The 23,255-nt window shown below is 58.5% G+C and carries 21 protein-coding genes, 1 tRNA gene, 2 pseudogenes and 1 riboswitch; of the genes and pseudogenes, 15 read left to right on the top strand and 9 right to left on the bottom strand.

The features are described from left to right. Positions 1-42 precede the first annotated feature (42 nt). Complete coding sequence (locus ACTG2G_RS04130) at positions 43-1,257, bottom strand: pyridoxal phosphate-dependent aminotransferase (protein WP_005334367.1); 1,215 nt, start codon at positions 1,255-1,257, stop codon at positions 43-45. Between the two features lie 380 nt (positions 1,258-1,637). On the opposite strand from ACTG2G_RS04130, the gene ACTG2G_RS04125 reads away from it, so the two are divergent. Further along, positions 1,638-1,850 carry a DUF1653 domain-containing protein gene (locus ACTG2G_RS04125; protein ID WP_270905124.1) on the top strand — a complete coding sequence of 71 codons (213 nt, stop codon included), beginning with the start codon at positions 1,638-1,640 and terminating at the stop codon, positions 1,848-1,850. 270 nt (positions 1,851-2,120) lie between these two features. Next, on the top strand, positions 2,121-2,810 hold the full coding sequence (gene aqpZ, locus ACTG2G_RS04120) for an aquaporin Z (RefSeq protein WP_005334357.1): 690 nt from the start codon (positions 2,121-2,123) through the stop codon (positions 2,808-2,810). 92 nt (positions 2,811-2,902) lie between these two features. On the opposite strand, the gene ACTG2G_RS04115 is transcribed toward aqpZ, so the two are convergent. Then, positions 2,903-3,652: a lytic transglycosylase domain-containing protein gene (locus tag ACTG2G_RS04115; RefSeq protein ID WP_421386241.1), complete on the bottom strand. Its 750-nt coding sequence runs from the start codon at positions 3,650-3,652 to the stop codon at positions 2,903-2,905. A 328-nt stretch (positions 3,653-3,980) separates the two neighbouring features. On the opposite strand from ACTG2G_RS04115, the pseudogene ACTG2G_RS04110 reads away from it, so the two are divergent. After that, a pseudogene (locus tag ACTG2G_RS04110) lies at positions 3,981-4,420 on the top strand (GNAT family N-acetyltransferase). Positions 4,421-4,425: 5 nt separating this feature from the next. On the opposite strand, the gene ACTG2G_RS04105 reads toward ACTG2G_RS04110, so the two are convergent. Continuing rightward, the gene (locus tag ACTG2G_RS04105; protein ID WP_227340965.1) at positions 4,426-4,968 is read right to left on the bottom strand and encodes a DUF1439 domain-containing protein; all 543 of its coding nucleotides are present in this window, start codon (positions 4,966-4,968) and stop codon (positions 4,426-4,428) included. A gap of 95 nt (positions 4,969-5,063) precedes the next feature. Here ACTG2G_RS04105 and cls point away from each other — a divergent pair, with 95 nt between their 5' ends. Both cls and ACTG2G_RS04095 read left to right on the top strand, forming a co-directional pair. Then, positions 5,064-6,545 (top strand): cardiolipin synthase, encoded by a 1,482-nt coding sequence (gene cls / locus ACTG2G_RS04100; protein ID WP_266134494.1) that lies wholly within the window; start codon positions 5,064-5,066, stop codon positions 6,543-6,545. A 107-nt stretch (positions 6,546-6,652) separates the two neighbouring features. Then, the gene (locus ACTG2G_RS04095) at positions 6,653-7,915 is read left to right on the top strand and encodes a DUF945 family protein (protein ID WP_421386242.1); all 1,263 of its coding nucleotides are present in this window, start codon (positions 6,653-6,655) and stop codon (positions 7,913-7,915) included. 79 nt (positions 7,916-7,994) lie between these two features. Here the strand turns inward: ACTG2G_RS04095 and purU are convergent, their stop codons facing one another. After that, complete coding sequence (purU, locus tag ACTG2G_RS04090; protein ID WP_005344188.1) at positions 7,995-8,831, bottom strand: formyltetrahydrofolate deformylase; 837 nt, start codon at positions 8,829-8,831, stop codon at positions 7,995-7,997. A gap of 259 nt (positions 8,832-9,090) precedes the next feature. Beyond that, positions 9,091-9,247: riboswitch (FMN riboswitch) on the top strand. Between the two features lie 104 nt (positions 9,248-9,351). Between purU and ribB the strand changes: the two genes are divergently transcribed. Further along, positions 9,352-10,005 carry a 3,4-dihydroxy-2-butanone-4-phosphate synthase gene (ribB, locus tag ACTG2G_RS04085; RefSeq protein WP_005353300.1) on the top strand — a complete coding sequence of 218 codons (654 nt, stop codon included), beginning with the start codon at positions 9,352-9,354 and terminating at the stop codon, positions 10,003-10,005. Between the two features lie 225 nt (positions 10,006-10,230). After that, positions 10,231-10,473, top strand: coding sequence for an Lpp/OprI family alanine-zipper lipoprotein (locus ACTG2G_RS04080; RefSeq protein ID WP_005334342.1), 243 nt, complete (start codon positions 10,231-10,233; stop codon positions 10,471-10,473). Between the two features lie 172 nt (positions 10,474-10,645). On the opposite strand, the gene ACTG2G_RS04075 is transcribed toward ACTG2G_RS04080, so the two are convergent. Both ACTG2G_RS04075 and ACTG2G_RS04070 read right to left on the bottom strand, forming a co-directional pair. Continuing rightward, complete coding sequence (locus ACTG2G_RS04075; protein WP_335830296.1) at positions 10,646-11,494, bottom strand: tetratricopeptide repeat protein; 849 nt, start codon at positions 11,492-11,494, stop codon at positions 10,646-10,648. Then, a complete protein-coding gene (locus ACTG2G_RS04070; RefSeq protein ID WP_371153773.1) occupies positions 11,491-12,213 on the bottom strand; it encodes a 4'-phosphopantetheinyl transferase family protein in 723 nt (240 codons plus the stop codon). The genes ACTG2G_RS04075 and ACTG2G_RS04070 overlap by 4 nt, the downstream gene beginning before the upstream one ends. Before the next feature lie 275 nt (positions 12,214-12,488). Here ACTG2G_RS04070 and ACTG2G_RS04065 point away from each other — a divergent pair, with 275 nt between their 5' ends. From ACTG2G_RS04065 to ACTG2G_RS04050, 4 genes and pseudogenes are all read left to right on the top strand, one after another. Then, complete coding sequence (locus ACTG2G_RS04065; protein ID WP_005334331.1) at positions 12,489-12,977, top strand: C40 family peptidase; 489 nt, start codon at positions 12,489-12,491, stop codon at positions 12,975-12,977. A 148-nt stretch (positions 12,978-13,125) separates the two neighbouring features. After that, positions 13,126-14,097, top strand: a pseudogene (gene rlmF, locus ACTG2G_RS04060) (23S rRNA (adenine(1618)-N(6))-methyltransferase RlmF). 245 nt (positions 14,098-14,342) lie between these two features. After that, positions 14,343-15,068 carry a MaoC family dehydratase gene (locus tag ACTG2G_RS04055; RefSeq protein ID WP_058059927.1) on the top strand — a complete coding sequence of 242 codons (726 nt, stop codon included), beginning with the start codon at positions 14,343-14,345 and terminating at the stop codon, positions 15,066-15,068. Positions 15,069-15,313: 245 nt separating this feature from the next. Next, positions 15,314-16,729, top strand: coding sequence for an SLC13 family permease (locus ACTG2G_RS04050; protein WP_421386243.1), 1,416 nt, complete (start codon positions 15,314-15,316; stop codon positions 16,727-16,729). Between the two features lie 66 nt (positions 16,730-16,795). Here the strand turns inward: ACTG2G_RS04050 and ACTG2G_RS04045 are convergent, their stop codons facing one another. Together ACTG2G_RS04045 and ACTG2G_RS04040 are read right to left on the bottom strand one after the other, a co-directional pair. Then, positions 16,796-17,785: a DUF481 domain-containing protein gene (locus ACTG2G_RS04045; protein WP_421351254.1), complete on the bottom strand. Its 990-nt coding sequence runs from the start codon at positions 17,783-17,785 to the stop codon at positions 16,796-16,798. Positions 17,786-17,824: 39 nt separating this feature from the next. Next, positions 17,825-18,781 (bottom strand): L,D-transpeptidase family protein, encoded by a 957-nt coding sequence (locus tag ACTG2G_RS04040; protein WP_421386244.1) that lies wholly within the window; start codon positions 18,779-18,781, stop codon positions 17,825-17,827. A 391-nt stretch (positions 18,782-19,172) separates the two neighbouring features. Between ACTG2G_RS04040 and ACTG2G_RS04035 the strand changes: the two genes are divergently transcribed. From ACTG2G_RS04035 to tsgA, 4 genes are all read left to right on the top strand, one after another. Beyond that, a tRNA-Ser gene (locus ACTG2G_RS04035) sits at positions 19,173-19,262 on the top strand. Positions 19,263-19,627: 365 nt separating this feature from the next. Beyond that, entirely contained in the window at positions 19,628-20,209 is a 582-nt protein-coding gene (locus ACTG2G_RS04030; RefSeq protein WP_421230694.1) for a DUF1349 domain-containing protein, read from the top strand. 318 nt (positions 20,210-20,527) lie between these two features. After that, positions 20,528-21,229 (top strand): purine-nucleoside phosphorylase, encoded by a 702-nt coding sequence (gene deoD / locus ACTG2G_RS04025; protein WP_005303072.1) that lies wholly within the window; start codon positions 20,528-20,530, stop codon positions 21,227-21,229. Between the two features lie 53 nt (positions 21,230-21,282). Beyond that, the gene (gene tsgA / locus ACTG2G_RS04020; protein WP_439985206.1) at positions 21,283-22,446 is read left to right on the top strand and encodes an MFS transporter TsgA; all 1,164 of its coding nucleotides are present in this window, start codon (positions 21,283-21,285) and stop codon (positions 22,444-22,446) included. 97 nt (positions 22,447-22,543) lie between these two features. Here the strand turns inward: tsgA and ACTG2G_RS04015 are convergent, their stop codons facing one another. Continuing rightward, entirely contained in the window at positions 22,544-23,221 is a 678-nt protein-coding gene (locus tag ACTG2G_RS04015) for a Crp/Fnr family transcriptional regulator (protein ID WP_216951704.1), read from the bottom strand. Between the last annotated feature and the right edge of the window lie 34 nt (positions 23,222-23,255).

Raw genomic sequence — 23,255 nt, 5'->3', positions numbered from 1 at the left:
TAACAAAAAGGCTCCCGCGGGAGCCTTTTTCATGAGCCTTGCTTACTGCTTGTAGCCCTTGAGGAAGCGGGCGAGGCGGCCGATGGCATCCTCCAGCTCCTCTTCGCGGGGCAGGAACACCAGCCGGAAGTGATCCGGCGCCGGCCAGTTGAAGCCGGTGCCCTGTACCAGCAGCAGCTTCTCCTGTTGCAGCAGGTCGAACACCATCTTCTGATCGTCGCGTATGTCATACACCTTGGGGTCGAGGCGCGGGAACATGTAGAGCGCCCCCTTGGGTTTGACGCAGGATACCCCGGGGATCTCGTTCAAGAGCTCCCACGCCTTGTCCCGCTGCTTGCGCAGGCGGCCGCCCGGCAGGATCAGCTCGTTGATGCTCTGGTAGCCGCCAAGCGCTGTCTGGATGGCGTGCTGCATCGGCACGTTGGCGCACAGTCGCATGGAGGCCAGCATCTCCAGCCCTTCAATGTAACCGCGGGCACGGCCTTTTGGACCGGTGATGACCATCCAGCCCTGACGGAAGCCGCAGGCACGGTAGGCCTTGGAGAGGCCGTTGAAGGTCACCACCATCACATCGTCACACAGGGTGCAGACGCTGGTGTGGGAGATATCATCGTAGAGGATCTTGTCGTAGATCTCGTCGGCGAAGATGATGAGATTGTGCTGGCGGGCAATCTCGATCACCTCCAGCAGGAACTCGCTGCCGTAGACGGCACCGGTCGGGTTGTTGGGGTTGATCAGTACCAGGCCGCGGGTGCGCGGGGTGATGCGGGCGCGGATGTCGTCGAGATCCGGGTACCAGTCAGCCCCTTCGTCGCAGCGATAGTGCACCGCATGGCCACCGGAGAGGGTAACGGCAGCGGTCCAGAGCGGGTAGTCGGGGGAGGGCACCAGCATCTCGTCGCCATTGTTGAGCAGCGCCTGCATCGCCATCACGATCAGCTCGCTGGCGCCATTGCCAATGTAGATGTCGTCGATATCGACCTTGCGCATCCCTTTTTGCTGGTAGTACTGCATCACCGCTTTACGGGCAGAGAACAGCCCCTTGGAGTCGCAGTAGCCCTGGCTCAGCGGCATGTTGAGGATCACATCCTTGATGATCTCTTCCGGCGCATCAAAGCCGAACGGGGCCGGGTTGCCGATGTTGAGCTTGAGAATGCGGTGGCCTTCGTCTTCGAGACGGCGAGCCTCTTTATGCACCGGGCCGCGGATGTCATAGCAGACATCGTCGAGCTTGTGCGACTTGTCGATTGTGAACATGGTGACAGTGATTCCTTCCCCACAGGGACGCGTTGGCGAAAAAGGCGATTTTTAGTATCAAATTTCTTTTCCCCTATTCTTCACAGAATTGAATGCTAGAACAATCCTCTTTTTAGAAGAATTCCCTGATTTTTAGCCCTAAAACAGGGTTGCTAGAACGTTAAATTCAGCACGATCTTTGGTGCTAACCAAGGTTAACTAGTGAAACATGGGGAACGAATTAACAAAGCTGCCTGACTGTGTTGCAATATCCGGATCCTGTGGCACGATTGGCTTGTGTAAAAAATCGTCTTCGTCCCCCTTTTCGATGAGTTGAATGGCACTCATGGTGTCATCTTTATGTGGTTCCTCATCGGTGTTCACTTCTGCGAGGTTTTCCCATGCAAGCACCCGTTCCAGGCCGCTATCGTCACTTCAAGGGGGGTTACTATCAAGTGCTTGCCTTGGCTCTGCATACCGAAACCCAGGAGCAGCTGGTAATTTATCAATCCGAGCAGGATGGTCAGGTCTATGCCCGCCCCGTCGCCATGTTTATGGAGTGGATTGAGTATCAGGGGCAGGTTGTCAGCCGTTTTGCCCCGGCAGGAGACTGACCATGCCTCCGTTTTTATCGCTCAAGGGATGAGCACTCGAGCTAAATGGTGTCACAAGTTGTCGCATGACGCCCTTGGGCATGAGACGTGCAGCCAGCTGTCTTAATGATAAATCTCTTATCTAATCAACAAATTGTGACGAATATCACATTCAGTGAGCCCTGCCTGCCGGGTTCGCAATCTGGACTCACACTCCCATAATGCTGCGCTTGTTCAAGCATGGGCCCTTCTCGGGTCTTGTTCGGTGTTATCTCAAATGGGAGAAATAATGTGAAACCTGTTGCTGCTGAGTTTATGGGCACTTTCTGGCTGGTATTGGGCGGGTGCGGCAGTGCCGTGCTGGCTGCAGCCTTCCCTCACGTCGGGATTGGTCTGCTGGGGGTCTCGCTGGCTTTCGGTCTGACCGTGCTGACCATGGCGTTTGCCATAGGCCATATCTCCGGTTGCCACCTCAATCCGGCCGTGACCGTTGGTCTGTGGGCGGGTGGTCGTTTTCCGGCATCCGGTGTACTGCCTTATATCGTGGCGCAAGTGCTGGGTGGCATTGCCGCTGCTGCCGTGCTTTACGTGATTGCCAGCGGTCAGGCCGGGTTTGATCTCTCTGCCGGTTTTGCTTCCAACGGCTACGGTGAGCACTCTCCGGGTGGTTACAGTCTGACTGCCGCACTGGTGTGCGAAATGGTGATGACCGGTTTCTTCCTGTTCGTCATCATGGGCGCCACCGATAGCCGTGCGCCTGCCGGTTTCGCGCCGATCGCCATCGGTCTGTGCCTGACCCTGATCCACCTCGTCAGCATTCCGGTGACCAATACCTCGGTCAACCCGGCCCGCAGTACCGGTGTTGCGCTGTTTGTCGGTGACTGGGCTATCAGCCAGCTGTGGCTGTTCTGGGTTGCCCCGATTGTCGGTGCCATTCTGGGTGCGCTGGCTTATCGCCTGGTGGCGACTGAGCAGAAGTAATCATTTGCGAAACAAAGTGTGGTATCGACACGCCTGCGGGCGTGTTTTTTGTTTCTGGAGGGGCGGGAAAAGAGCATTAGCCGAGGCTAACCTCAGAGCCCTTTAGCCTGTAGCATCTCTTTGTAGCGCAGGTGGAGGAGCTGGACGCGCTCCACATAGGCACGGGTTTCCGCATAGGGCGGGATACCGCCATGTTTTTGTACGGCGCCCGCGCCGGCGTTGTAGGCCGCTGTCGCCAGCGCCACGTTGCCATCATACTGCTTGAGCAGTCCCGCCAGGTATTTCACTCCGCCGAAGATATTCTGCTCCGCCAGCAAGGCATTGCCGACCCCCAACTCCCGCGCTGTGGCGGGCATCAGCTGGGTCAGCCCCATCGCCCCCTTGCGGGAGACCGCCAGCGGATTGAAAGCGGATTCCGCATGGATCAGCGCCCGGATCAGCGCCGGCTCAACCTGATAGGTTTTGGCGGCCGCCTTGATGGTGCTGGCATAGTCATAGAGAAACAGCCCTGTGGTCTGCCAGTTGACGCTGGATTTGGGGTCGCAGGCGAAGCAGTCGTTGAACAGCAGCAGCTCGTAATGGCCCTGTTCGGGCGCCATGTCGGAGTAGCGTACCACCCCGTTTTGCTGCACCGATTTATAGACCTGGATCTGCTTCTTGCCGCCAGCGGCGGTTGCCGCCGTTTGAGCGGTTTCGGGTTGTGGGGCGGGCGCAGCATGATTGACCGGGCGCAAGGGAGAGGGGGCTGCGGTCAGGAAGACCACCTCCGCGGGAGGGGGCGTCTGGCTCCATCCACTCAAGGGGATCAACACCATCTGCCCTGCCAGCATCCATGCTTTCAACCCTAATACTCCTTCTTGTGATGACCATGTTGAGTAAAGCATCATGACGAGGGCAGAACAAGCTGCCAACAGGGGGCAAATGATCCGATTCGGTGACCGGGATCAAAGTATCCGCCGCAATAAAGGATTGTCATCATAAAGCACAGTTTTGGCAGTCGGGCGGTGGGTCATGGCCTCTTCCACCGGGTAAGCAAGCTGCCCACGACGTCCGCTTTTTTGTTGACGAAAGGCATGCTATCGTGCTGGCGTCATGTGGTCGGATTAGCGCACCGTATCTGGCACTAATAACTGATTATCAAAGGATTTGTCTGTGACAAGCAAGCTGGCGATGGAACTCACTTTCGAAGAGTACTGCGACGCCGACCTCTCCCTTATCAGGACTATTACGAGACGACGTTTTCCCACTATGTGCCGGATCTGGCCGAGCGGATCTTTGTCGTACGTGATGCTCACTGGCTGGTGGGGGCGGTACGGCTGCGGGACGAGGAGGAGTTTTACCATCTGTGCGGCTTTCGCCTGTTGCCCCACTACCAGTCGCTGGGATTGGGATCTCGGCTGTTGCAGCACGCCTGTCACGGTCTGTTGGACAAACCTGTGGTCTGTCAGGCGCTGCCCTTCGAGAAGCCTTTCTATCTCAAAGCCGGGTTTGCCGATATGCCCCTCAATCAATTGAGCGGGTCGCTTTTCTCCCTCTACGAGCGGCAGCAGCAGCAGGGGTATCAGGTGGAGCTGTTGGTACGGGATACCACCCAGCCCCTCCTGAATTGAGCGGTTTAGCGAGGTTTGGTCAGCAGGTGGATCTTGCCCGGTGACAGCTCCAGCCCCAGCAGGTTTTCTTTCAGCCAGGCTTGTTGCGGATCCTTGTCATCCAGTCGGTAAACCGGTTTGCTCTCAAGACGCTTCTCCATGCTCTGCAGCAGCATGTTGAGCATCAGCCCGAACTTTCTCTCTGCCGCCTCCGGTTCCAGTTTGTACTCCACCAGTTTCATGTTGTCGAGAAACAGCGCGCTCTGGCTCTTGTCATAGCGGGGTCTTGCCTCATAGGTCATCTGCAGGCGGGCGTCATATTCGGTATTGTCGGGCAGGGCGATCTTGAGCTTGCCCTTGCCATAGACTCGGGCGGTGTCTGGCTGTTGACGGCCAATCTGGACATCGCTCTGCTCCAGCTTCACATGGGCCTTTATGATGCCGGGCAGCTCCAGCTGTTTGTCGACTTGCACCTGGGATTGCAGGTACTGATTGATCTGCTGCTCATTGATGTCATATGAGCCTTGACCTAGCATGGCCAGGCTGAGCAGCATGGATTGCAGAATCATGGGGGCAACCTGATAGAATGGATTTGCCTTACAGCATACCATTCCTGACTGGCAGGATCTGCCGACCACTGTTTGTTGATGAAAAGGAGTTACCGTTGCTAAACGGTCTGGAACATGATCTCCACCTGCTGTTCTCCCGCTTTCTGGGGTGGCTGCTACTGCTTTTTCATACCGTTATCGTCGCGGGTGTGTCGTTTCGGGTAGTGATGAAACGCCGCCCCATCGGGGTGTCGCTGGCCTGGCTGGCGCTGATCTACGCCATTCCGTTTGCCGGCGTCGGCTTTTACTTGCTGTTTGGTGAAATCAAGTTGGGGCGCCGCCGCGCCGAGCGGGCACAGGCCATGTATCGCCCTTACGCTATCTGGATTCGTCAGTTGGCCCGCCTTTTCCCCCAGCATTGCTGCGAGGTGGGGGAAAAGGCCCAACCATTGCACGATCTGATCCAGGGGCGGTTGGCCATGCCCATGCTCTCCGGTAACCGGATGACTCTGCTCAGCCAACCCGACCAGATCCTGCATGAGATTGCTCAGGATATTCGCCGCTCGACGCTCTCATGCTATCTGGAGTTCTATATCTGGCACCCCGGCGGTGATGCCGACGAGGTGTGTGAAGCACTGATGGAAGTCGCGCTGCGCGGCGTGGATTGTCGTTTGTTGCTCGATTCGGTGGGCAGCAAGCACTTCTTCCGCTCCGGGTGGCCGAAAAAGCTGCGCAAGGCGGGGGTCAAGCTGGTGGAGGTGCTGCCGGTCGGCGCCTGGCGCATTCCGTTCCAGCGGCAGGATTTGCGAATGCACCGCAAGTTGGTGGTGATCGATGACAAGGTCGGCTATACCGGCTCCATGAACATGGTGGATCCCCGTTTTTTCAAGCAGGATGCCGGGGTCGGCCAGTGGGTCGACATCATGATCCGGGTGCAGGGGCCCATGGTGCCGCTGATGTGGTCGATCTTTGTCTGGGACTGGGAGATGGAGACCGGCGAGCGGCTGCTCGACAGTCTGCAGCATGAGCCGGAGGCCTGGCCCCAGACCAACTACCGCGCCCAGCTGATCCCGTCCGGCCCCTTCGTCGGCGGCGACTGCATCCAGCAGAGCCTGCTGCTGGCCATCTATCAGGCGCGCAGCCATCTGGTGCTGACGACCCCTTACTTTGTGCCCGACGATCCGCTGGCGGCCGCACTCAGTTCGGCGGCGGCGCGCGGGGTGCAGGTGCAGCTGGTGTTGCCGGCACGCAACGACTCCATCATGGCCAATTACGCCTGCAACGCCTTTATGGAGGAGCTGCTGGCGGCCGGGGTGGAGATCTACCGCTACGATGCCGGTCTGCTCCATACCAAGAGCGTGCTGGTGGATGATGACTTCGCGCTGGTGGGGACGGTCAATCTGGATCGGCGCAGCCTCTGGCTCAACTTCGAGGTGACCCTGCTGGTGGATAACCCCTCGTTCGTGGCCCAGATGACCCGGCTGGTACAGGGCTATATGGCGGAAGCCACCCCGATGACCCTGGCCCAATGGCAGGCCCGCCCCTGGTACAAGAAGGCGATGGAGAACATCTTCTATCTCTTCAGCCCCTTGCTGTGAGGTGATGGCGAGCCACAAGAATGTTGGCTCGCCCTCTGATTGGACTTGCCTAGTCCCGAGTCCGCCCCGTAGAGTGCAGTGACAACTCCCTGGAGACACATGGATATATGAAAAAGATAGTGGCCCTCGCCGTGGGTGCGGCACTGGTAGGTGGTGGTCTGGCTGCGTGCTGGTACACGGGCAACAGCTTCGACAGCATCATGGCGGAGCAGATCGCCAAGGTAGAGCAAGAGACCGGTATCGATATGCAGTGGCAGCCGAGTAGCAGCAGCCTCTTCACCCGTGACGGGGTCCTGAAGGTCGTGGTGACGCCCGAGGAGCTGGCCTCCATCGATAGCGAGCTGGAGGGCAGTCAGCCCATCGAGTTACAACTGGTGGTCAAGAGCAGGATACTGCCGCTCTACATCAAGAGCCACTTCCTGCTCGATACCCATAATGGCACCTTGGCGCCGGTTTTCACCGCACTGGGTATGGAGCAGTGGCAACTTGGTCTGGAGTCGGCAACCAGCCTCTGGACCCAGGGGAACAGCAGCCGCTTCTGGGCCAATGAATTCAAGATCAAACAGGGGCTGGACGAGTTCAGCTTCCTGCCCCTGAGCGGTGAGTTCCACGGCAATCTGGAGGGGAATGGTCACCTCACCATGACCTGGCAGGGGATGACAGTTCACGAAGAGCAGAGCAAGATGGACTTGGTGCTTGCCGATCTGAAAGGGAGTGCCGACATTGCCGAGATCAGCGGTGTGCTCCTCTCGCCCCAGAGCGAGATGACCCTCTCGGCCCTCACGGTACAACTGCCTGACAGCGTCAAGGTTGCCCTGCAGGGGATGACTACCGAGACTCAGCTGACCGGTGATGATGCCCAGACCCTCTCCAGCAGCTATCAGATGAAAATTGCCAAGCTGGATCTGGAGAACGAGACCGACACCCTGGCGGTGACCGACAGCAAGTTGGCGCTCAACCTCAACGGTCTGGATCTGGAAGGGTATCAGGGGCTGCAGGCCGCCGGTGGCAAGGGAGTTGAAGATGCCGCCATCCAGCAGGCGCTGGACAAGATGCTCAAACGTGGCGCGACCCTTGAACTGGCCGATCTCAGCGCCAAGCTCAACGGTGAGGCGGTGACCATGAAGGGGGACGTGAAGCTGGCCTCTACCTCGCTGGAGCAGCTGTTCAACAGCGACGCGGGGATGCAGGCCCTCTCCGGCGTGCTGCATGCCAGCCTCAGCGACAAGTTGGGCAAGGCGGTGCCGCAACTGGCCCCCATGCTCGATCAGCTGACCCAGATGGGTTATCTGAAGGCCGACAAGCAAGCGCTGACCTCCGAGTTGAAGCTGGAGAAGGGCGCGGTGACGGTAAACGATCTGCCGCTCTGACACTCGGCGCAGAAACAACAACGGCTCCCGCGGGAGCCGTTGTTGTTTCTGGCGTTTGCATACGGGCCGTGTGGGCGGATTACTTGAAGACAACCGTCTTGTTGCCGTAGACGAACACCCGCTCGTTCAGTACCAGCTCCAGCGCGCGGCTCAGCACCGATTTCTCCACATCCCGACCCGCCTTGGCCATGTCGTCCGCACTGAAGGCGTGACCGACGTGGATCACGTCCTGTTCGACGATGGGGCCTTCATCCAGATCGTCGGTCACGAAGTGGGCGGTGGCGCCGATCAGCTTGACGCCACGGTCGAACGCCTGCCGGTAGGGGCGGGCACCGATGAAGGCGGGCAGGAAGGAGTGGTGGATGTTGAGGATCTTGCGCGGGTATGCCTCGACGAAGCTCGGAGTCAGCACCCGCATGTACTTGGCCAGGATCACATAGTCAGGCTCATAGCTGTCGATGATGGCGCGAACCTGCTCCTCATGCTCTGTCCGGCTCAGACCCTCGTGACTGACGGTGTGGAACGGGATATCGAACTTGCCGGTGAGCTCGGCCAGGGTGTCGTAGTTGCCGATCACCGCGACGATATCCATATCCAGCGCGCCCGCGTAGTTCTTCATCAGAATATCGCCGAGGCAGTGGGTCTCCTTGGTCACCAGGATGACGATGCGCTTCTTGCCCGCCTTGACCAGACGGCGCTGGGCACCGGTGGGCAGGGCATCATCGAGGTCGGCCAGCAGGGTCTCGTCGTTGAAGCGCCCCTCCAGCTCGGTACGCATAAAGAAGCGGCCATTCTCGTGATCCACAAACTCATCGTTCTTGATGATGTTGAGCTGGTGCTTGTAGCAGATGTTGGTGATCTTGGCGATGAGCCCTTTGGCATCCGGGCAATCCGTGAGCAGTATTTTCTTTTCCATCTCTGTCATTTTCCGTTTGTGGTGTTGGCGCTGCTGTCTGCGCCGGCAGCGTTGTTCAGGCTCTCTTTTCGGGCCCTGTTTTTTGGTTTCGGGAACTATGCCATAAACCGATCCGCGCCATAAAGAAATTCGCCAGTCATAGCCTCGCACGCTGGCGAGCAGGCCGCAGAGCGGGATCCCGGGCGCAATGTTGAAACGCTTTTCAGCCTGCGGGGGATTTTGGCTGGTATCTGCAACCGTTTTTCTTTAGGCTGTCTGCGCTTATTCTCAGGGCGGGGTGCAATTCCCCACCGGCGGTATCCCGATTGACTCGGGGAGCCCGCGAGCGCCCGACCCGGCTGATTGCCAGGTCGGGGTCAGCAGATCCGGTGAGATGCCGGAGCCGACGGTCATAGTCCGGATGAAAGAGGATAAGACAGACCTTGCCGTGTTGGCCCTTGTGGGCTGGCCGCTGCATGCCCGTCTCTGTCTGCCTTTCCATGCCCTGATTCTGGTCCTTGTCTTGTTTAGGAGTTTTACCATGAATCAGTCTCTACTCAGTGAATTCGGTGATCCCGTTGCCCGTGTCGAAGCGGCGCTGTCTGCTTTGCGTGCCGGAGGCGGCGTGCTGGTGGCCGACGATGAAGATCGGGAGAACGAGGGCGACCTCATTTTCGCCGCCGAATCCATGACCAATGAACAGATGGCGCTGATGATCCGCGAGTGCTCCGGCATCGTCTGCCTCTGCCTGCCCGACGAGCGGGTTCGCCAGCTCGAACTACCGATGATGGTGGAGGCCAACTCCAGCCACTACCAGACCGCCTTTACCGTGACCATCGAAGCGGCGCAGGGGGTCACGACCGGTGTCTCGGCGGCTGATCGCATCACCACTATCCGTGCAGCCATCGCAGACGGCGCCAAACCGGGTGATCTGCACCGCCCGGGTCATGTTTTCCCGTTGCGTGCGCGAACCGGTGGGGTGCTTACCCGCCGTGGTCATACCGAAGCGACGGTCGATCTGATGCTGCTGGCTGGTCTCAAACCGTTTGGTGTGTTGTGTGAATTGACCAAAGAAGATGGCTCGATGGCGCGTCTGCCAGATCTGGTTGCGTTCGGTCGCAAGCACCAGATGCCGGTGCTGACCATCGAGGATCTGGTGCAATATCGTCAATTGTTGTCAGAACGTACAGCCTGAGCCTCATACGAAATTGTAATAAGGCAAAAATTTGGTTAACCTTTGTCCGTGCCCCCACCACACGGCACTCATTTTTTAGACGAATCTGGACAAAAACTGTTCATTCAAAAAAAAATGAGGGTTTTAATGCATTTATCTGTGGTGGGGACTATGCAAAGTAGGATTTTTTTGTGCCATAATCACGCCGCTTGCTAAACGTCTGGCGAGTTCAAGGGAGCTTTAAAAATGAAAAAATTGTTGTTGGTAGGTGTTGTTGGTCTGTCCGCTCTGCTGGGCGGTTGTGCAAACACCAGCGAACTGGAAACTTCCGTTCAGAATCTGTCTAACAAAGTTGACCAACTGGCTCAAGATGTTAGCGCAGTTCGTGCTGATCAGTCCAAAATCGCTGCTGATGTTGCCGAAGCCAAGCAAGAAGCTATGCGTGCTAACCAGCGCATCGACAACATGGCTACTTCCTACAAGAAGTAATCCATGCGAGAAAAATGGCGCAGTTTTGCGCCATTTTTTTTTGCCTGAAATTCACTGTATCTCCACTATTCCCACAGCAACTTATTTCCACAATACCTTCTTCGTACTTGACCCATGAGGTCATGCCGGTCTCCCGGCACTCCCCCATCATTACCAGCCAGTTCGATTCCGATCAGTAGAGCAGACTATAGAGTTTGCGACGGTAGCTCTGCGCCGCCGGTGTGCTGCCCATGGTCGCCAGAATATCGAGATAGGTCTTTCTGGCATCGCCGAATGCCAAATCCCGCTTGAGGATCTCCAGCAGCAGTCCCAACGCCTCTTCCTGACGGCCTGCCTGGTTGTATTGAACCGCCAGCTCCTGAGTCAGGGCAAAATCATCAGGCTGTTCTGCATGGCGGGCTTCCAGCGCGCGCAGCTCCGGGCTGTCTGCCGCTTGCAGGGCCAGCGCCAGCCGTGAGCTCAAGGTATGGAAGTGGCTATCTTGCGCCGCCATCGGGATGGTGCCGAGGCGCTCCTGCGCTTCATCCAGCAGGTTGAGGTCGAGCGCAGCTTGAATGAGCCACAGGCTGATGTCGTGACGTTCAGGAGCCAGCTGGTGTGCCTTGGTCAGATGGGCATAAGCGATGCTGGGCTGCTCGTCAGCCAGTGCTTGTTGCCCCTTGGCCAGCAACTCTTCCTCTTCTTTGGGGGCGAAGGCGGCGAAATAGTGACGCAGGGTGGCTTCATCCTGCGGTCCTTCGATGATCCCCTGTTCGTCAGGGCGACCCTGATGGAACAGCACCAATGCGGGCAGGGCGCGCAGGCCGAGCTGACTGGCCAGCGGCTGCAACTGGGGATCGTTCATATCCACCTTGGCCAGGGTGACCTGCTCATTGGCGGGCCCAACCAGTGATTCGATCAGCGGTGTCATCCCCTGGCACTCCGGCATCTGCGGAGCATGGAAATAGATGACGACCGGCTTCTTCATGGACGCATCGATAAGTTCAGCGTGAAAATTCTGGGGAGTAATGTCGACGATCATGAGTTGGACTCTTCAGAAAGGGTGTTGAGTAACATGGGGTTAAGCGAGTGGCAATTCAAGCGCTCATCCAGCCGGTAAAAGGTCACGGGGGCTGCCGTCGCCGCGAGACTGAGCCAGCCGCTGGCAAAGGGCCAATCCTGTACCTGATAAGGGGTGTCATCGAGTCGGTTGTCGAGTCGCCATCCTTCCTCCGGGATAAATCGTACCTTCTCCAGCCCCGCCGCTATGCCGCCACCGTGGGCTTTCAGTACCGCCTCCTTGCGCGACCAGAGCCGGTAGAAGGCACTCTCCTGCTCTTGGGCAGGCAGTGCGCAGAGCCACTCATATTCACTCTGTGCATAAAACCGGCGGGCCAGGGGGAGGGGATGATGCCGCCGTTTGCCCAGTTCGATATCCACCCCAAGCGGCCCATGCGGGCAGAGCGCCAACACCAGCCAGCTGCCACTGTGGCTCAGATTGAACTGCCAAGCATCATCATGCAGTCGGGGCTTGCCGTGGGGGGCGTTGCAAAATTGCAGACTGGCGGCGGGTTGTTGCAGCCGCTCAGCCAATAGCTGGCGCAGCAGGGAGCGGCTCACCAGATATTCCTGACGCCGTTCGGGATGGGTCATGGCTTGCCAGATATGTTGCTCATCGGTTGACAGCCATTCAGGCAATTGAGCAAGCAGTTCCTGGCATACCCTGGCCGGTTTTAACAAAAAAAGATCGGTTTCGATCATGATTTTTCACTTTAAAAAGGTGCTGAAGCAGGGATAAAAGCCAGTTATCTATGAGGCCCAAGGCTCTTTTTGCGATTGTATATTGTTTGGGCATGATCACATTAATTATGAAAAATCGTGCATTTCCTTGCAAAAATGTGAGCTTGATAGGGATTTTCACTTGCCTCGATAGAATTCTTGGATATAGTCGGGTGCTGTTGCCTTATAAATTGCCCTTTGGGGCCGTATTTTAACAAGATTTACTATTTAGCGGGGATAAAGGATTGCGCCACCTGATGCTACTGCTGGTCGCGCTCGGAATGGTGGGTTGTGCCTCGGCACCCCAACCCGAGGTCGCGAGCAAGATCGAAGTTTCCATGGTTGAACCTGTCATCGAACCGGAAGCTTCCCAGACACCCGATGTGAATGAAATCCTGACTGTATATAAAGAGTGGCGTGGTGTTCCGTATCGGATGGGTGGCAGCAGCCAGCGCGGTATCGACTGTTCCGCCTTTGCCCGTGAAGTGTTCCGCAATGCCGTCGGTATCGAATTACCCCGCGATACCCGCTCCCAAGTCCATGAAGGGACGCGCGTTTCCAAGCAGGATCTGGTCGAGGGTGACCTGGTCTTCTTCAAAATCAATCGTCGTCTCAACCACGTTGGTATCTATGTCGGCAATGGTGAATTTATCCATGCCTCGACCCGAGCCGGTGTTACGCGCTCCAAGTTGGATAGCCAATATTGGCGCAACAAGTTCTGGCAAGCTCGCCGGATCGATATCTGAGTCAGGCTGGACAAACGGCTCGCAGTACGGACTGTTTTTCCAACCTCACTTGAACCGGGCTCGATAGCCCGGTTTTTTATTGCCCTCGTTTAGACTTTCCCGAGTCAAATCACTATAGTGTGGGCCCGTTTTCTTCGGCAGGCTCAGCATGAAATCCCGCATCCCATCAGCCGGTGGCCCCAAGTCGGGCGACCGCAAATCCGGACTTCACTCCCGTAATCGCCATCAGGCGGGTTACGACTTTGAGGCGCTCTGCCTGCGAACTCCCGAGTTGGCTGCCCACGTCTTTATCAATGACTACGGCACCCGCACCATCGATTTTGCCAATCCCGATGCAGTGAAGACCCTCAATCGCGCCCTGCTGGCCCATCACTACGGGATTGCCCACTGGGACTTGCCTGCCGGTTACCTCTGCCCGCCTATCCCGGGACGGGTGGACTACCTGCACTGGGCGGCCGACCTGTTGGCCGAGAGCGCAGGCCAGCTCCCTACCGGCAAGGGGGTGAGGGTGCTGGATATCGGGGTGGGGGCAAACTGCATCTATCCGCTGCTGGGTGCCCGCGAATATGGCTGGCGTTTTGTGGGATCGGATATCGATCCGGTCTCGGTCAAGGCGGCCACCCTGCTGGCCAAGAGCAACGGACTCGGCAACCAGATTGAGTGTCGTTTGTAGGGTAACCCCAACCATGTGTTTCGCGGCATCATAGGGCCGAAGGAGCGCTTCGCCCTGACGCTGTGCAATCCGCCGTTCCATGCATCGCTGGAAGAGGCGAGCAAGGGGACGGAGCGCAAGCTGCGCAATCTGGGCAAGGAGGTGACAGGCGCCCCTGTGCTTAATTTTGGCGGCCAGAAGGCCGAGCTCTGGTGCCAAGGGGGCGAGGCGGCGTTTCTGGCCAACATGATTGCCCAGAGCAAGGAGTTTGCCACTCAGTGCCTCTGGTTCAGCTCGCTGGTGTCGAAAAAAGAGAACCTGCCGGGGGCGAAAAAGGCGTTGAGCCGAGTGGGTGCGCGTCAGGTACGGGTGATCGACATGGCGCAGGGCAACAAGGTGAGCCGGATCCTCGCCTGGTCCTTCCTGGATGAAGAGGGATTGCGTAGCGGCTGGTCGAGCGCGCGCTGACTCCCCACCACAAGGCCCGATGAGGGCCTTTTTTCATGATGAGTCCCGCGAGTTTCCCCTGCTGGCGGCATCTTTGGCAATCGATTTCCTCATTGGCAGATCGTGCTGGTTTACATGGTGTAAGTAGTTACTTCCGCCTTGGTACAGGTGTACGCCGAGATTTTTTTGCACTTACAGCTGAAACTTTAATAAAATAGGACTGGTTAGACCTCTTTACAGGCATTGAATCAAATAGGGATCGGTAGATGAAAGTTGTCGATTTTCTGAAGCGCAAGCGCGAAATTCTGGCGCAGCACCCCTTTGAGCTCAAGGATTGGCTCTCTCCGGCGATCCGCGACTACTGGCGTGAGTTTCAGCAAAAGGCACATCTTCACCCTTTGCTGGGGCGTGTACTGGACTTGCAAGCCGAGCCCCAGAGCGAGCAGCAACAGGATGCAGCAACCGTGGCACAAGTAGCCAACGGTCAGCCTGCCGTGGCTCAGGAACCCGCTGTTGAGCTGGGGGCCGAGGCGGCCGAGCTCTATGCCGCCCTGCAGGCCCGCATTGGTGAAGAGACCCATGTCGGCGAGTGGCTGCACGTCAGCCAGCAGATGATCGATCAGTTTGCTGCAGTGACCGGGGATCACCAGTGGATCCACACCGATCCGGAGCGTGCGGCCGCCGAGTCGCCTTTCAAGACAACCATCGCCCACGGCTTCCTGACCCTGGCGCTGCTGCCACAGTTGACTGGCTCGGTCGATGAGGCCACCCCCGAGTTCCCGACCGCCCGCATGGTGGTGAACTTCGGGCTGGATCAGGTGCGCTTCCCGTATCCCATCAAGGTGGACAGCAACATCCGCGCCCGCACCAAGCTGGCCCGGGTCACCCCCATCAAGGGTGGGCTGGAGCTGCTCAAAGAGATCAAGGTCGAGATCGAAGGGATCCGCCGCCCAGGTTGCGTCATCGAGTCGGTGACCCGCATCTACTTCTGAGCCCCCTCATCGGCATGAATGGTGAAACGGGCCCGCTGTCGTGTGCAACGAACAGCGGGCCCGTTTTTTTGCCTGTTTGTTGCAAGGGGTGAGGCGTCAGCCATAGCGCGCCGACCCCAGCTTGATATGACTCACAAAACGGGGCGCCGTGCAGTTAGCCAGCTCTCATTTTAGCGAGTTGGCGGCATGAGGCGATAGCATGTTATGCCACTATTGGCTTCTTACTCCCGATCCTGGAGACAATAGTGCCCATCAATAACAAGATTATTCTGCCACTGCTGCTGAGCCTCACCATCCTGCTGATCCCGACCCACAGGATCCCGCTGGAGGGGATCACCGTCATCGAGCAGCGGGTCGTGGCCATTTTCGTGCTGGCCGCCCTCTGCTGGATCCTGGAGCCCATCCCTATCTTTGCTACCTCGGTGCTGATCATCGTGCTGGAGCTGCTGCTGCTCTCCGACAAGGGGCTCTGGTTTATGACTGCCGACAAGGCTGAACCGGGCTTTGGTGAGCTGCTCAAGTCCACCGAGGTGATGGCGACCTTTGCCTCGCCGGTTATCATGCTGTTTCTCGGCGGTTTTTTCCTCGCCATTGCGGCGACCAAGTACCATCTGGACGTCAATCTGGCGCGGGTGTTGCTGCGCCCGTTTGGTCAGGATCCCCGGATCGTCATGCTGGGGCTGATGTTGATCACCGCCACCTTCTCCATGTTTATGAGCAATACCGCCACCACCGCCATGATGCTGGCCATCCTTACCCCTGTGCTGGCGGCATTTCCCGACAAGGACCCGGCCAAAATCGGCTTTGTGCTGGCCATTCCGCTGGCGGCCAACCTCGGCGGGATCGGCACTCCCATCGGCACTCCGCCCAACGCAGTGGCCCTCAAATACCTGACCGGCGAGCATGCCATCTCGTTCGGTCAGTGGATGGGATTTGCGGTGCCCTTTGTGGTGTTGCTGTTGCTGCTTGGCTGGTTCCTGCTGGGGCGCTTCTTCCCGAGTTCCCTCAAGCGGATGGATCTCAAGATTGAGGGGCGCTTTATGCAGACCCCTCGCGCCTGGGTGGTCTACCTCACCTTTATCACCACCATAGTGCTCTGGCTGCTGGGGGATCTGCATGGCATGAGCTCCTACGTGGTCGCCATGATCCCGGTAGCGGTGTTCCTGACCACCGGCATCATCACCAAGGACGATCTGCACAAGATCTCCCTCGATGTGCTCTGGCTGGTCTCGGGTGGTATCGCGCTGGGGCTGGCGCTGGAGGACTCCGGGTTGGCCGAGCGGCTCATCACCCACATTCCGTTCCACGAATACTCCACGCTGGCGGTGCTGATTGGTGCCTGTCTGCTGGCAGTGGTGATGGCCAACTTCATGTCCAACACCGCAACCGCCAATCTGTTGCTGCCACTGGTGGCGGCACTGGCGGTCAGTATGCCGGAGCTGGCAGAGTGGGGCGGCAGTCACACCCTGATCCTGGCGGTCACCATTTCGGTTTCGCTCGGGATGTCGCTGCCCATCAGTACCCCGCCCAATGCGCTGGCCCACGCCACCGGTCTGGTGGAGAGTCACCAGATGGTGCGCATCGGCGTCATCATGGGGTTGGTCGGCACCCTGCTGGCGATGGTATGGATCTACCAGATTGCCGCCTGGGGGCTGATCTAGCGAGCCTGTCTGCCTAAAGCAAAGAGGAGCCGAATTGGCTCCTCTTTGCGTGTTGGGGATCCGGGGCTAGAAACTGACGCCAAGGCTGAGCAGGTGTCTTAATTCGCTCTCGCGGGGTTCCGGGCTGCCTGTGTCGACAAGGATGTCAGCATCTTCCCAATTCAGCTCACTCGACCAGGAGAGGCGCAGATGGTCATTGAAGTAGTAGCGCAACCCTATGCTGCCTTTCAGGTCCTGATTACGGGTGACATAGGGGGAGGGTTGTGCCAGATATTTCAGATAGCGCCCCTGGCTGAACAGTTCCATTTTCTCCTGCCAGAGGGAGAAAGGTTGGCGATAATCCCAGTTCAGGCCAGCGAAGGGGTAGTCTATGACCCGTTCACCCAGAAAAACGCCGGTGATCTTGCTATCTTCACGGAAGTAGAGCCGACTTAGCCCCCCTTGGGCCATCAGCTCCAGTCGGCGGCGCTTGTCGTTCCAAAAGCGATAGCCAGGCCCCGAGCCATAGTCCATGTAGAGATAGCGATCTTTATCCAGCATGTCATATTCGGCATCGAGTGAGGTGCGCAAGAACCACTGCTGGTTGAAGAAGTAGTCCAGCGTAGGGTTGAGCTGATAATCATGGCTGTCGGTGACGTTGTCAGCGGTCTCATAGGTATATTCACCGGAGAAGCTGTAACGCCAGTCCAGATTGGCCAGCTCGCTTTTCCACTTGAGGTTGACGTTGTTGGTCTGCTTGTCATTCTGTTTGAGTTTGACATTGAGATCGCCGCTGCCGGTCCAGAGCCAGGCGTTGCGTTCATCCTGGTCATCCTCGAACAGCTTGAGCCCACCCTTTGCCGTCGCCTTGGGTTTGTCCTCTTTATCGATGCGCCAGCGTTTGATGGCCTCCCGCTGGACGGTGACTGCGCCGCTGTAGGGCAGGGCGATGCGCACCGACTGTTCGGTCACCTCCTCGATGTTGCCGGTCAGACGATCGCCATTGTTCATCCAGAGAATGTCCTTGGCCCACAAGGAGTGACAGGCCAACAGGAGCAGGAGGGGCAGGAATTTCATGAGGTAAGGTGACTCCGGTGCGATTCGGACGCTGATGACTTAACCACTGACAAGTTGGCTGCTGATGGGGCGGGGCAGGCCATTTTTGCTCTCCAGCGCCGCCGTCACCTCATCCTGCATCACGTCAGGTGCACTGATAAAGCTCTCTATGGCCGGAGATAGCACCAGCGGGGCGCCATTTTCAAGCTCCTCTTCGGTGCGGGAGAGCGGGGAGTGTACCTCCAGCCAGCGCCGACCATCCGGTTCGATGGCGACCTTGACCGGTTGATTGATGACCCGAACCGGCGTGCCGATCGGCACAATCTTGAACAGGGCCTCAATATCGTCAGGTCGCAGCCGGATGCAGCCTGCACTTACCCGCAGGCCAACGCCAAAATCCTTGTTGGTGCCGTGGATCAGGTAGTCGCGCTTGCCATAGCCAAGGCGCATGGCGAACTTGCCAAGGGGATTCTCCGGGCCGGGGGGCACCATGGCGGGCAGGGTGATCCCTTTTTGCTCCAGCCAGGATTTGCGCACCATGGGGCCGGGAACCCAGGTCGGGTTGGGATTCTTCTCGATGACGGTGGTGGTCATCTCGGGTGTTTCGCGGCCGATATCGCCAATCCCGATGGGCAGCACGATGACCTCGCTCTTCCCTTTGGGGAAGTAGTAGAGGCGCAGTTCGGGCAGATTGATGACGATCCCCTCGCGAGGCACATCAGGCAGCAGCATCTGGGTGGGCAGCGTCAAGCGGGTGCCCGGCTTGGGTAAATAGGGGTCTACACCCGGATTTGCTTCAAGCAGCGCCAAAAATCCAATTTGTGTATTTTTGCCAACCAGCTCCAGATGTTCATTCTGCTGGATGATGTAATCCTCCAGCTCACCGATGAGGCGACTCCCGGCAGGTGGCAGCGGGTAGCGTTTGGCCTCTGCCGGCGTGGCGCAGAGCAGGATCGCTGCCAGCAGCAGGGAAAGGGCGGGCGTTATGGAGAGGGGCATGAGTTTCGGCAATCGCATAAGGAGATCCATCAGTTCAATCGGGGCGGAACATCATCAACACAGCCGCCAGGATGGCGCGATTGTTCCTCAATCAGCCCATGATTACCAGCTTGCCGCGCACCCGCAATGATTTGGGGATACATAGGAAACCAGCCAAAATCGGCATCACCCATAAATTTGAGTGCCAAGCAGGAAAAAGAGGCGCCTCATGGCAATGGGGGAATATCACGACGTGGATAATGGCCGGGTGTGCGAGCGGGTGGATACAGAGCCATACAAGAGTGGCCTCGCAACGCAGGCCGTGCGTGAAGCATTGTGAGCCTGCTCCCAGATAGCTGATTCAGCCATTTGATATCTAAGAAATTTTTATTGCATCCTCGGTCCAGCTCGGGTAAAAATCTCATCCCACGGAGAGATGCCGGAGTGGCCGAACGGGATTGACTCGAAATCAATTGTGGCAGCAATGCCACCCAGGGTTCGAATCCCTGTCTCTCCGCCACATACCAAGCCCAAGCAATTAAATTGCTTGGGCTTTTTCGTTTCGTGTGATGCCTGATATGCCATCTGATGTTGGCGGGCTTGAAGCGTCCCCTCTATCGACCACCTGTTAGTCGACTCGAGCCCATATCGAGATGTCTTATCGTCGTGCAATAGGGGCCCCCTTTTACTTGCCCGATCGCCTATCGGTTGCAAGGTTGGCCCCAACGGCTTGCTCGCCAGTCATGATGGCGACACAATGGAGTCCCTTTGGTTGGCCGCTCGCAGCTGGGGCTCGTGGCCGAATGGCCAGCGATAGTATGAGCGCGCCCGAGTGTTATGGGCCGGTGACAACGGGAAACATGGCGAGAACAGGAGCAAAAGAGGATGAGGGAAGGGCTTGAATGGTTCTGGCTCAATGAACCGGCCGAATGGCACAAAACAAGCGACGGCTTGCTGGTGGTAACGGACAAGCAGACCGATTTTTGGCGCAGCACCTGGTATGGTTTCGAGCGCCACAGTGGGCATCTCTATGGCTGTGAGGTCGAGGGGGAATTTACCTTTCAGGTCTGTGTCGAAGGGGAGTTCACGACCCTCTACGATCAGGCGGGGCTGATGTTGCTGCAAGACGAGGCGCACTGGCTCAAAGCGGGGATAGAGTACAACGATGCCCAACCGATGATCGGCAGCGTGCTCACCAATCAGCGATCTGACTGGGCCACCGGTATTTTCAGCGGCAATCCGCGCCGTTTCTGGCTGCGCCTGACCCGGCTGGCCGATTGTCTGCGTCTGCAATACTCCACCGATGGTGAGGTGTGGCCACTGCTGCGGCTCGCTCCGTTCCCGCCAGGCGAGCGCTGCTTTATCGGGGTGATGTGCTGCACCCCCGAGCGGCAGGGGTTGGCGGTGCGTTTTTCGGATCTGCGCCTCACGCCGCCCCTTGGCAAGGCACTGCATGATTTGAGCTAGCCAGCCCATGGCTGGCATTGCGTGTCAACCGGCAGAGTGAACAATGCCATCGGCCCGCAGCGTCAGTTGCAGGGTCTATCGAGCGGGAGGGCCGTTACCCTCCCGCTTTTTTATGCTGGTAGGTCGGGAATGGCGGGTGGCTGTGATGGGCAAGCCTTAGCAAGCAACGTCGAAAAGCATGCGGTATGCGATGTAGCGACAACAAGTTGCCGGAACTGGGATCTCGATCGGGGCAACAGGACTTTTGTCCTGCAAGGGGCGAGGGGGCGGGGGCTAGGATGCCCTCATCCACACGAGTCAAACTGGAGCACAACAACAATGACCGCTCATATCAATGCCAACCCGGGCGATTTCGCCGAGACCGTCATCATGCCGGGAGACCCGCTGCGGGCCCGCTATATCGCCGAGACCTTTCTGACCGACGCGCGCGAGGTGACCAATGTGCGCAACATGCTGGGCTACACCGGCTACTACAACGGCCAGCGCATCTCGGTGATGGGCCACGGCATGGGGATCCCCTCCATGGTGCTCTACGCCCACGAGCTGGTGAATGACTTCGGCGTCAAGCGCATCATCCGCATCGGCAGTCTGGGGGCGACCCAGCGCCACGTGCAGATGCGTGACGTCATTCTGGCGCAGGCGGCGGGCACCGACTCCCCGACCAATGCCAAGCGCAGCGCCGGTTACCAGATGGCGACCTCGGCCGACTTTGCCCTGCTGCACAAGGCGTTTACCAAGGCGCAGGAGAAGGCGATTCCGGTCAAGGTGGGCAATATCTTCACCGGCGACCTCTATTACGATCCGGACGAAAACCTCATTCCGGCGCTGGAGAAGTTTGGAGTGCTTGGCATCGACATGGAGGTGGCCGGTCTCTACGGGCTGGCCCATCAGCAGGGGATAGAGGCGCTCGCCATCCTGACTGTCTCCGACCACTGCCTGACCGGTGAAGAGACCACTGCCGAAGAGCGGCAACTCTCCTTCAACCAGATGATCGAGCTGGCGCTGCACACCGCGCTGTAAGCGCCGCAGTCCGCCCACCCCTGCACGCACCCTGACCCCAAGAGAGATCCAATATGAACAATAAGCTCTCCCTCACTGCCATCAGCTTCCTGGCCAACTTTGTGATGGCCGGTTTTGCGACCCAGTTCGGCATGCTGATCGACCCCATCGCCGCCAAGTTCGGCGCCGACGTCAATCATGTGGCCTCCATCTTCTCCCTGCTCAACGGCGGGGCGCTGGCGGGCACCATTGCCGCCTTCTTCCTTATCGAGAAGGTGGGGCTCAAGCGGATGACCCTGCTCTGCTACGGCCTGATCGCGCTGGCGGCGGCTTCGCTCCATCTGACCGGCTCGCTCTATGTGGTGATGGCTGCCATGACGGTGATCGGCCTGTGTGGCGGGGTGGGACTCTGCATTGCAGGGACGCTGGTGGTGAGCGTCTGGCAGGCGCGGATGCAGAGCACCATGCTGGTGGTGCAGGATGCCACCTTCAACGTGGCCGGGGTGGTCTTCCCGCTTATCACCACCTACACCCTGACTCACGCCATGGCGTGGAGCTGGAGCTATCTGGCGGTGGGCGTGGTGGCGCTGGCGACCATGCTGGTGGCGGTGCTGACCAACTTCCGCAGCTGCGAGGCGGGTGGCGAAAGCGCAGGCAACGAGCACTCGGAGTGGAACCTCGGCATCATCAGCGGCGGGTTGGGGCTCTTTCTCGGCATGCTGGCGCTCTACACCTTCCTCACCTGGGCTCCCATGTTCGTGAAGAATAAGTTCGGCATCCCCTTCGAGGAGGCGGGCAATATCATCACCCAATACTGGACGGCTGCCCTGCTCGGCGCACTGGTCTCCACCGCCATCGTGACCCGCATTGCGATCCGAACCTTCCTGCTGGTGATCATCACCCTGGCGATGGGGATGACGGCGCTCATCGTCACCACCGATAACCTGAGCCAGTTGCCATACCTCACCTATGGTTACGGCTTTGTCTGCGCGGCGCTCTACAACGCCTTTATCGCCTACGGGGTGTCGTTTGTGCGCCAGGCGTCGAGCAAGAACGTCTCCTACATCCTCATCAGCGGCAGCGCGGGGGCCATGTTCAGCCCGGCCATCAGCGCCATGTTCGAGCAGGTGATCGGCTTGCAGGCGGTGATGTACGCCATCCCGCTTATCTACGCCGTGATCCTCGTCATGCTGGTAGCCTCGCTGCGCATGGCCCGGCCTCAGCCCTGTCTCGCCTGAGCGGGGGAGTAAACAGCAAGAGGGGCGGTATAAACCGCCCCTCTTTTTTGTTGCTGTTCCGCTTGTTGCTGCTCAGTCGGCAACTGAGGCCTGCGACTTATGGCTGCTCCAGAAAGGCCTTGAGCCCCGCCAGATCGCGGATCTGCAATCCCTCTTCGCCGCGCTCCACCAGTCCCTTCTCCATCAGCTCTTTCACCGCCCGCCGGTAGACCCGGTCGGTCGTGCCGAAGCGTTCCGCCTCCTGATACCCCTTGCGAAAGCCGCTCACCGGGTTGTGGTGGCAGTGGCTGTGATAGAGGTCGAGGGCGATGTTGTAGCTGATGGGGTAGAGCATGCGGCAGGTGAAGATATCCACCGTGTCCTGATAGTCGATGGCAATGGCGGTGGCAAAGAAGAGCGCCACCTTGGGGTGGGCGACCAGCGCCTGCTCCAGCTGCTCGCCGTCGATGCGGGCCACTTCCAGCGGCTCCTCGGCGATGATGTCGAGCTGGCAGCGGTAGCCGGTGAAGAACTCCATCTCGCCAAACAGCTGGTTGTCGCACTCCAGGGTGCCGAGCTGAAAGCGGCGGCCATTCATGGCGGTGTGGCCCATGGCGATGCGGCCGCCCGGTACCAGCACCAGATCCCGCAATAGCTCCCCCTGACGCATCAGGGGCTCCCCCTCGGGGATCAGATGCTGCTCCGTGATGCAGGATTGCACTACCTGCACGATAAGATCATGACTGGCCTGCCAGTGGGGCTGAAAGCGTCCCTTGAGAAGGGGTTTGAGTTGCATGGGATTTCGAGTCGTCGCCAAACAGAAACGACTA

Origin of the sequence: Aeromonas sp. 55A (assembly GCF_051919665.1) — a bacterium.
Taxonomy (GTDB): Bacteria; Pseudomonadota; Gammaproteobacteria; order Enterobacterales; family Aeromonadaceae; genus Aeromonas; species Aeromonas veronii.
Note: the sequence above shows the minus strand (reverse complement) of the source record. Positions and strands in the feature narration are given on the sequence as shown.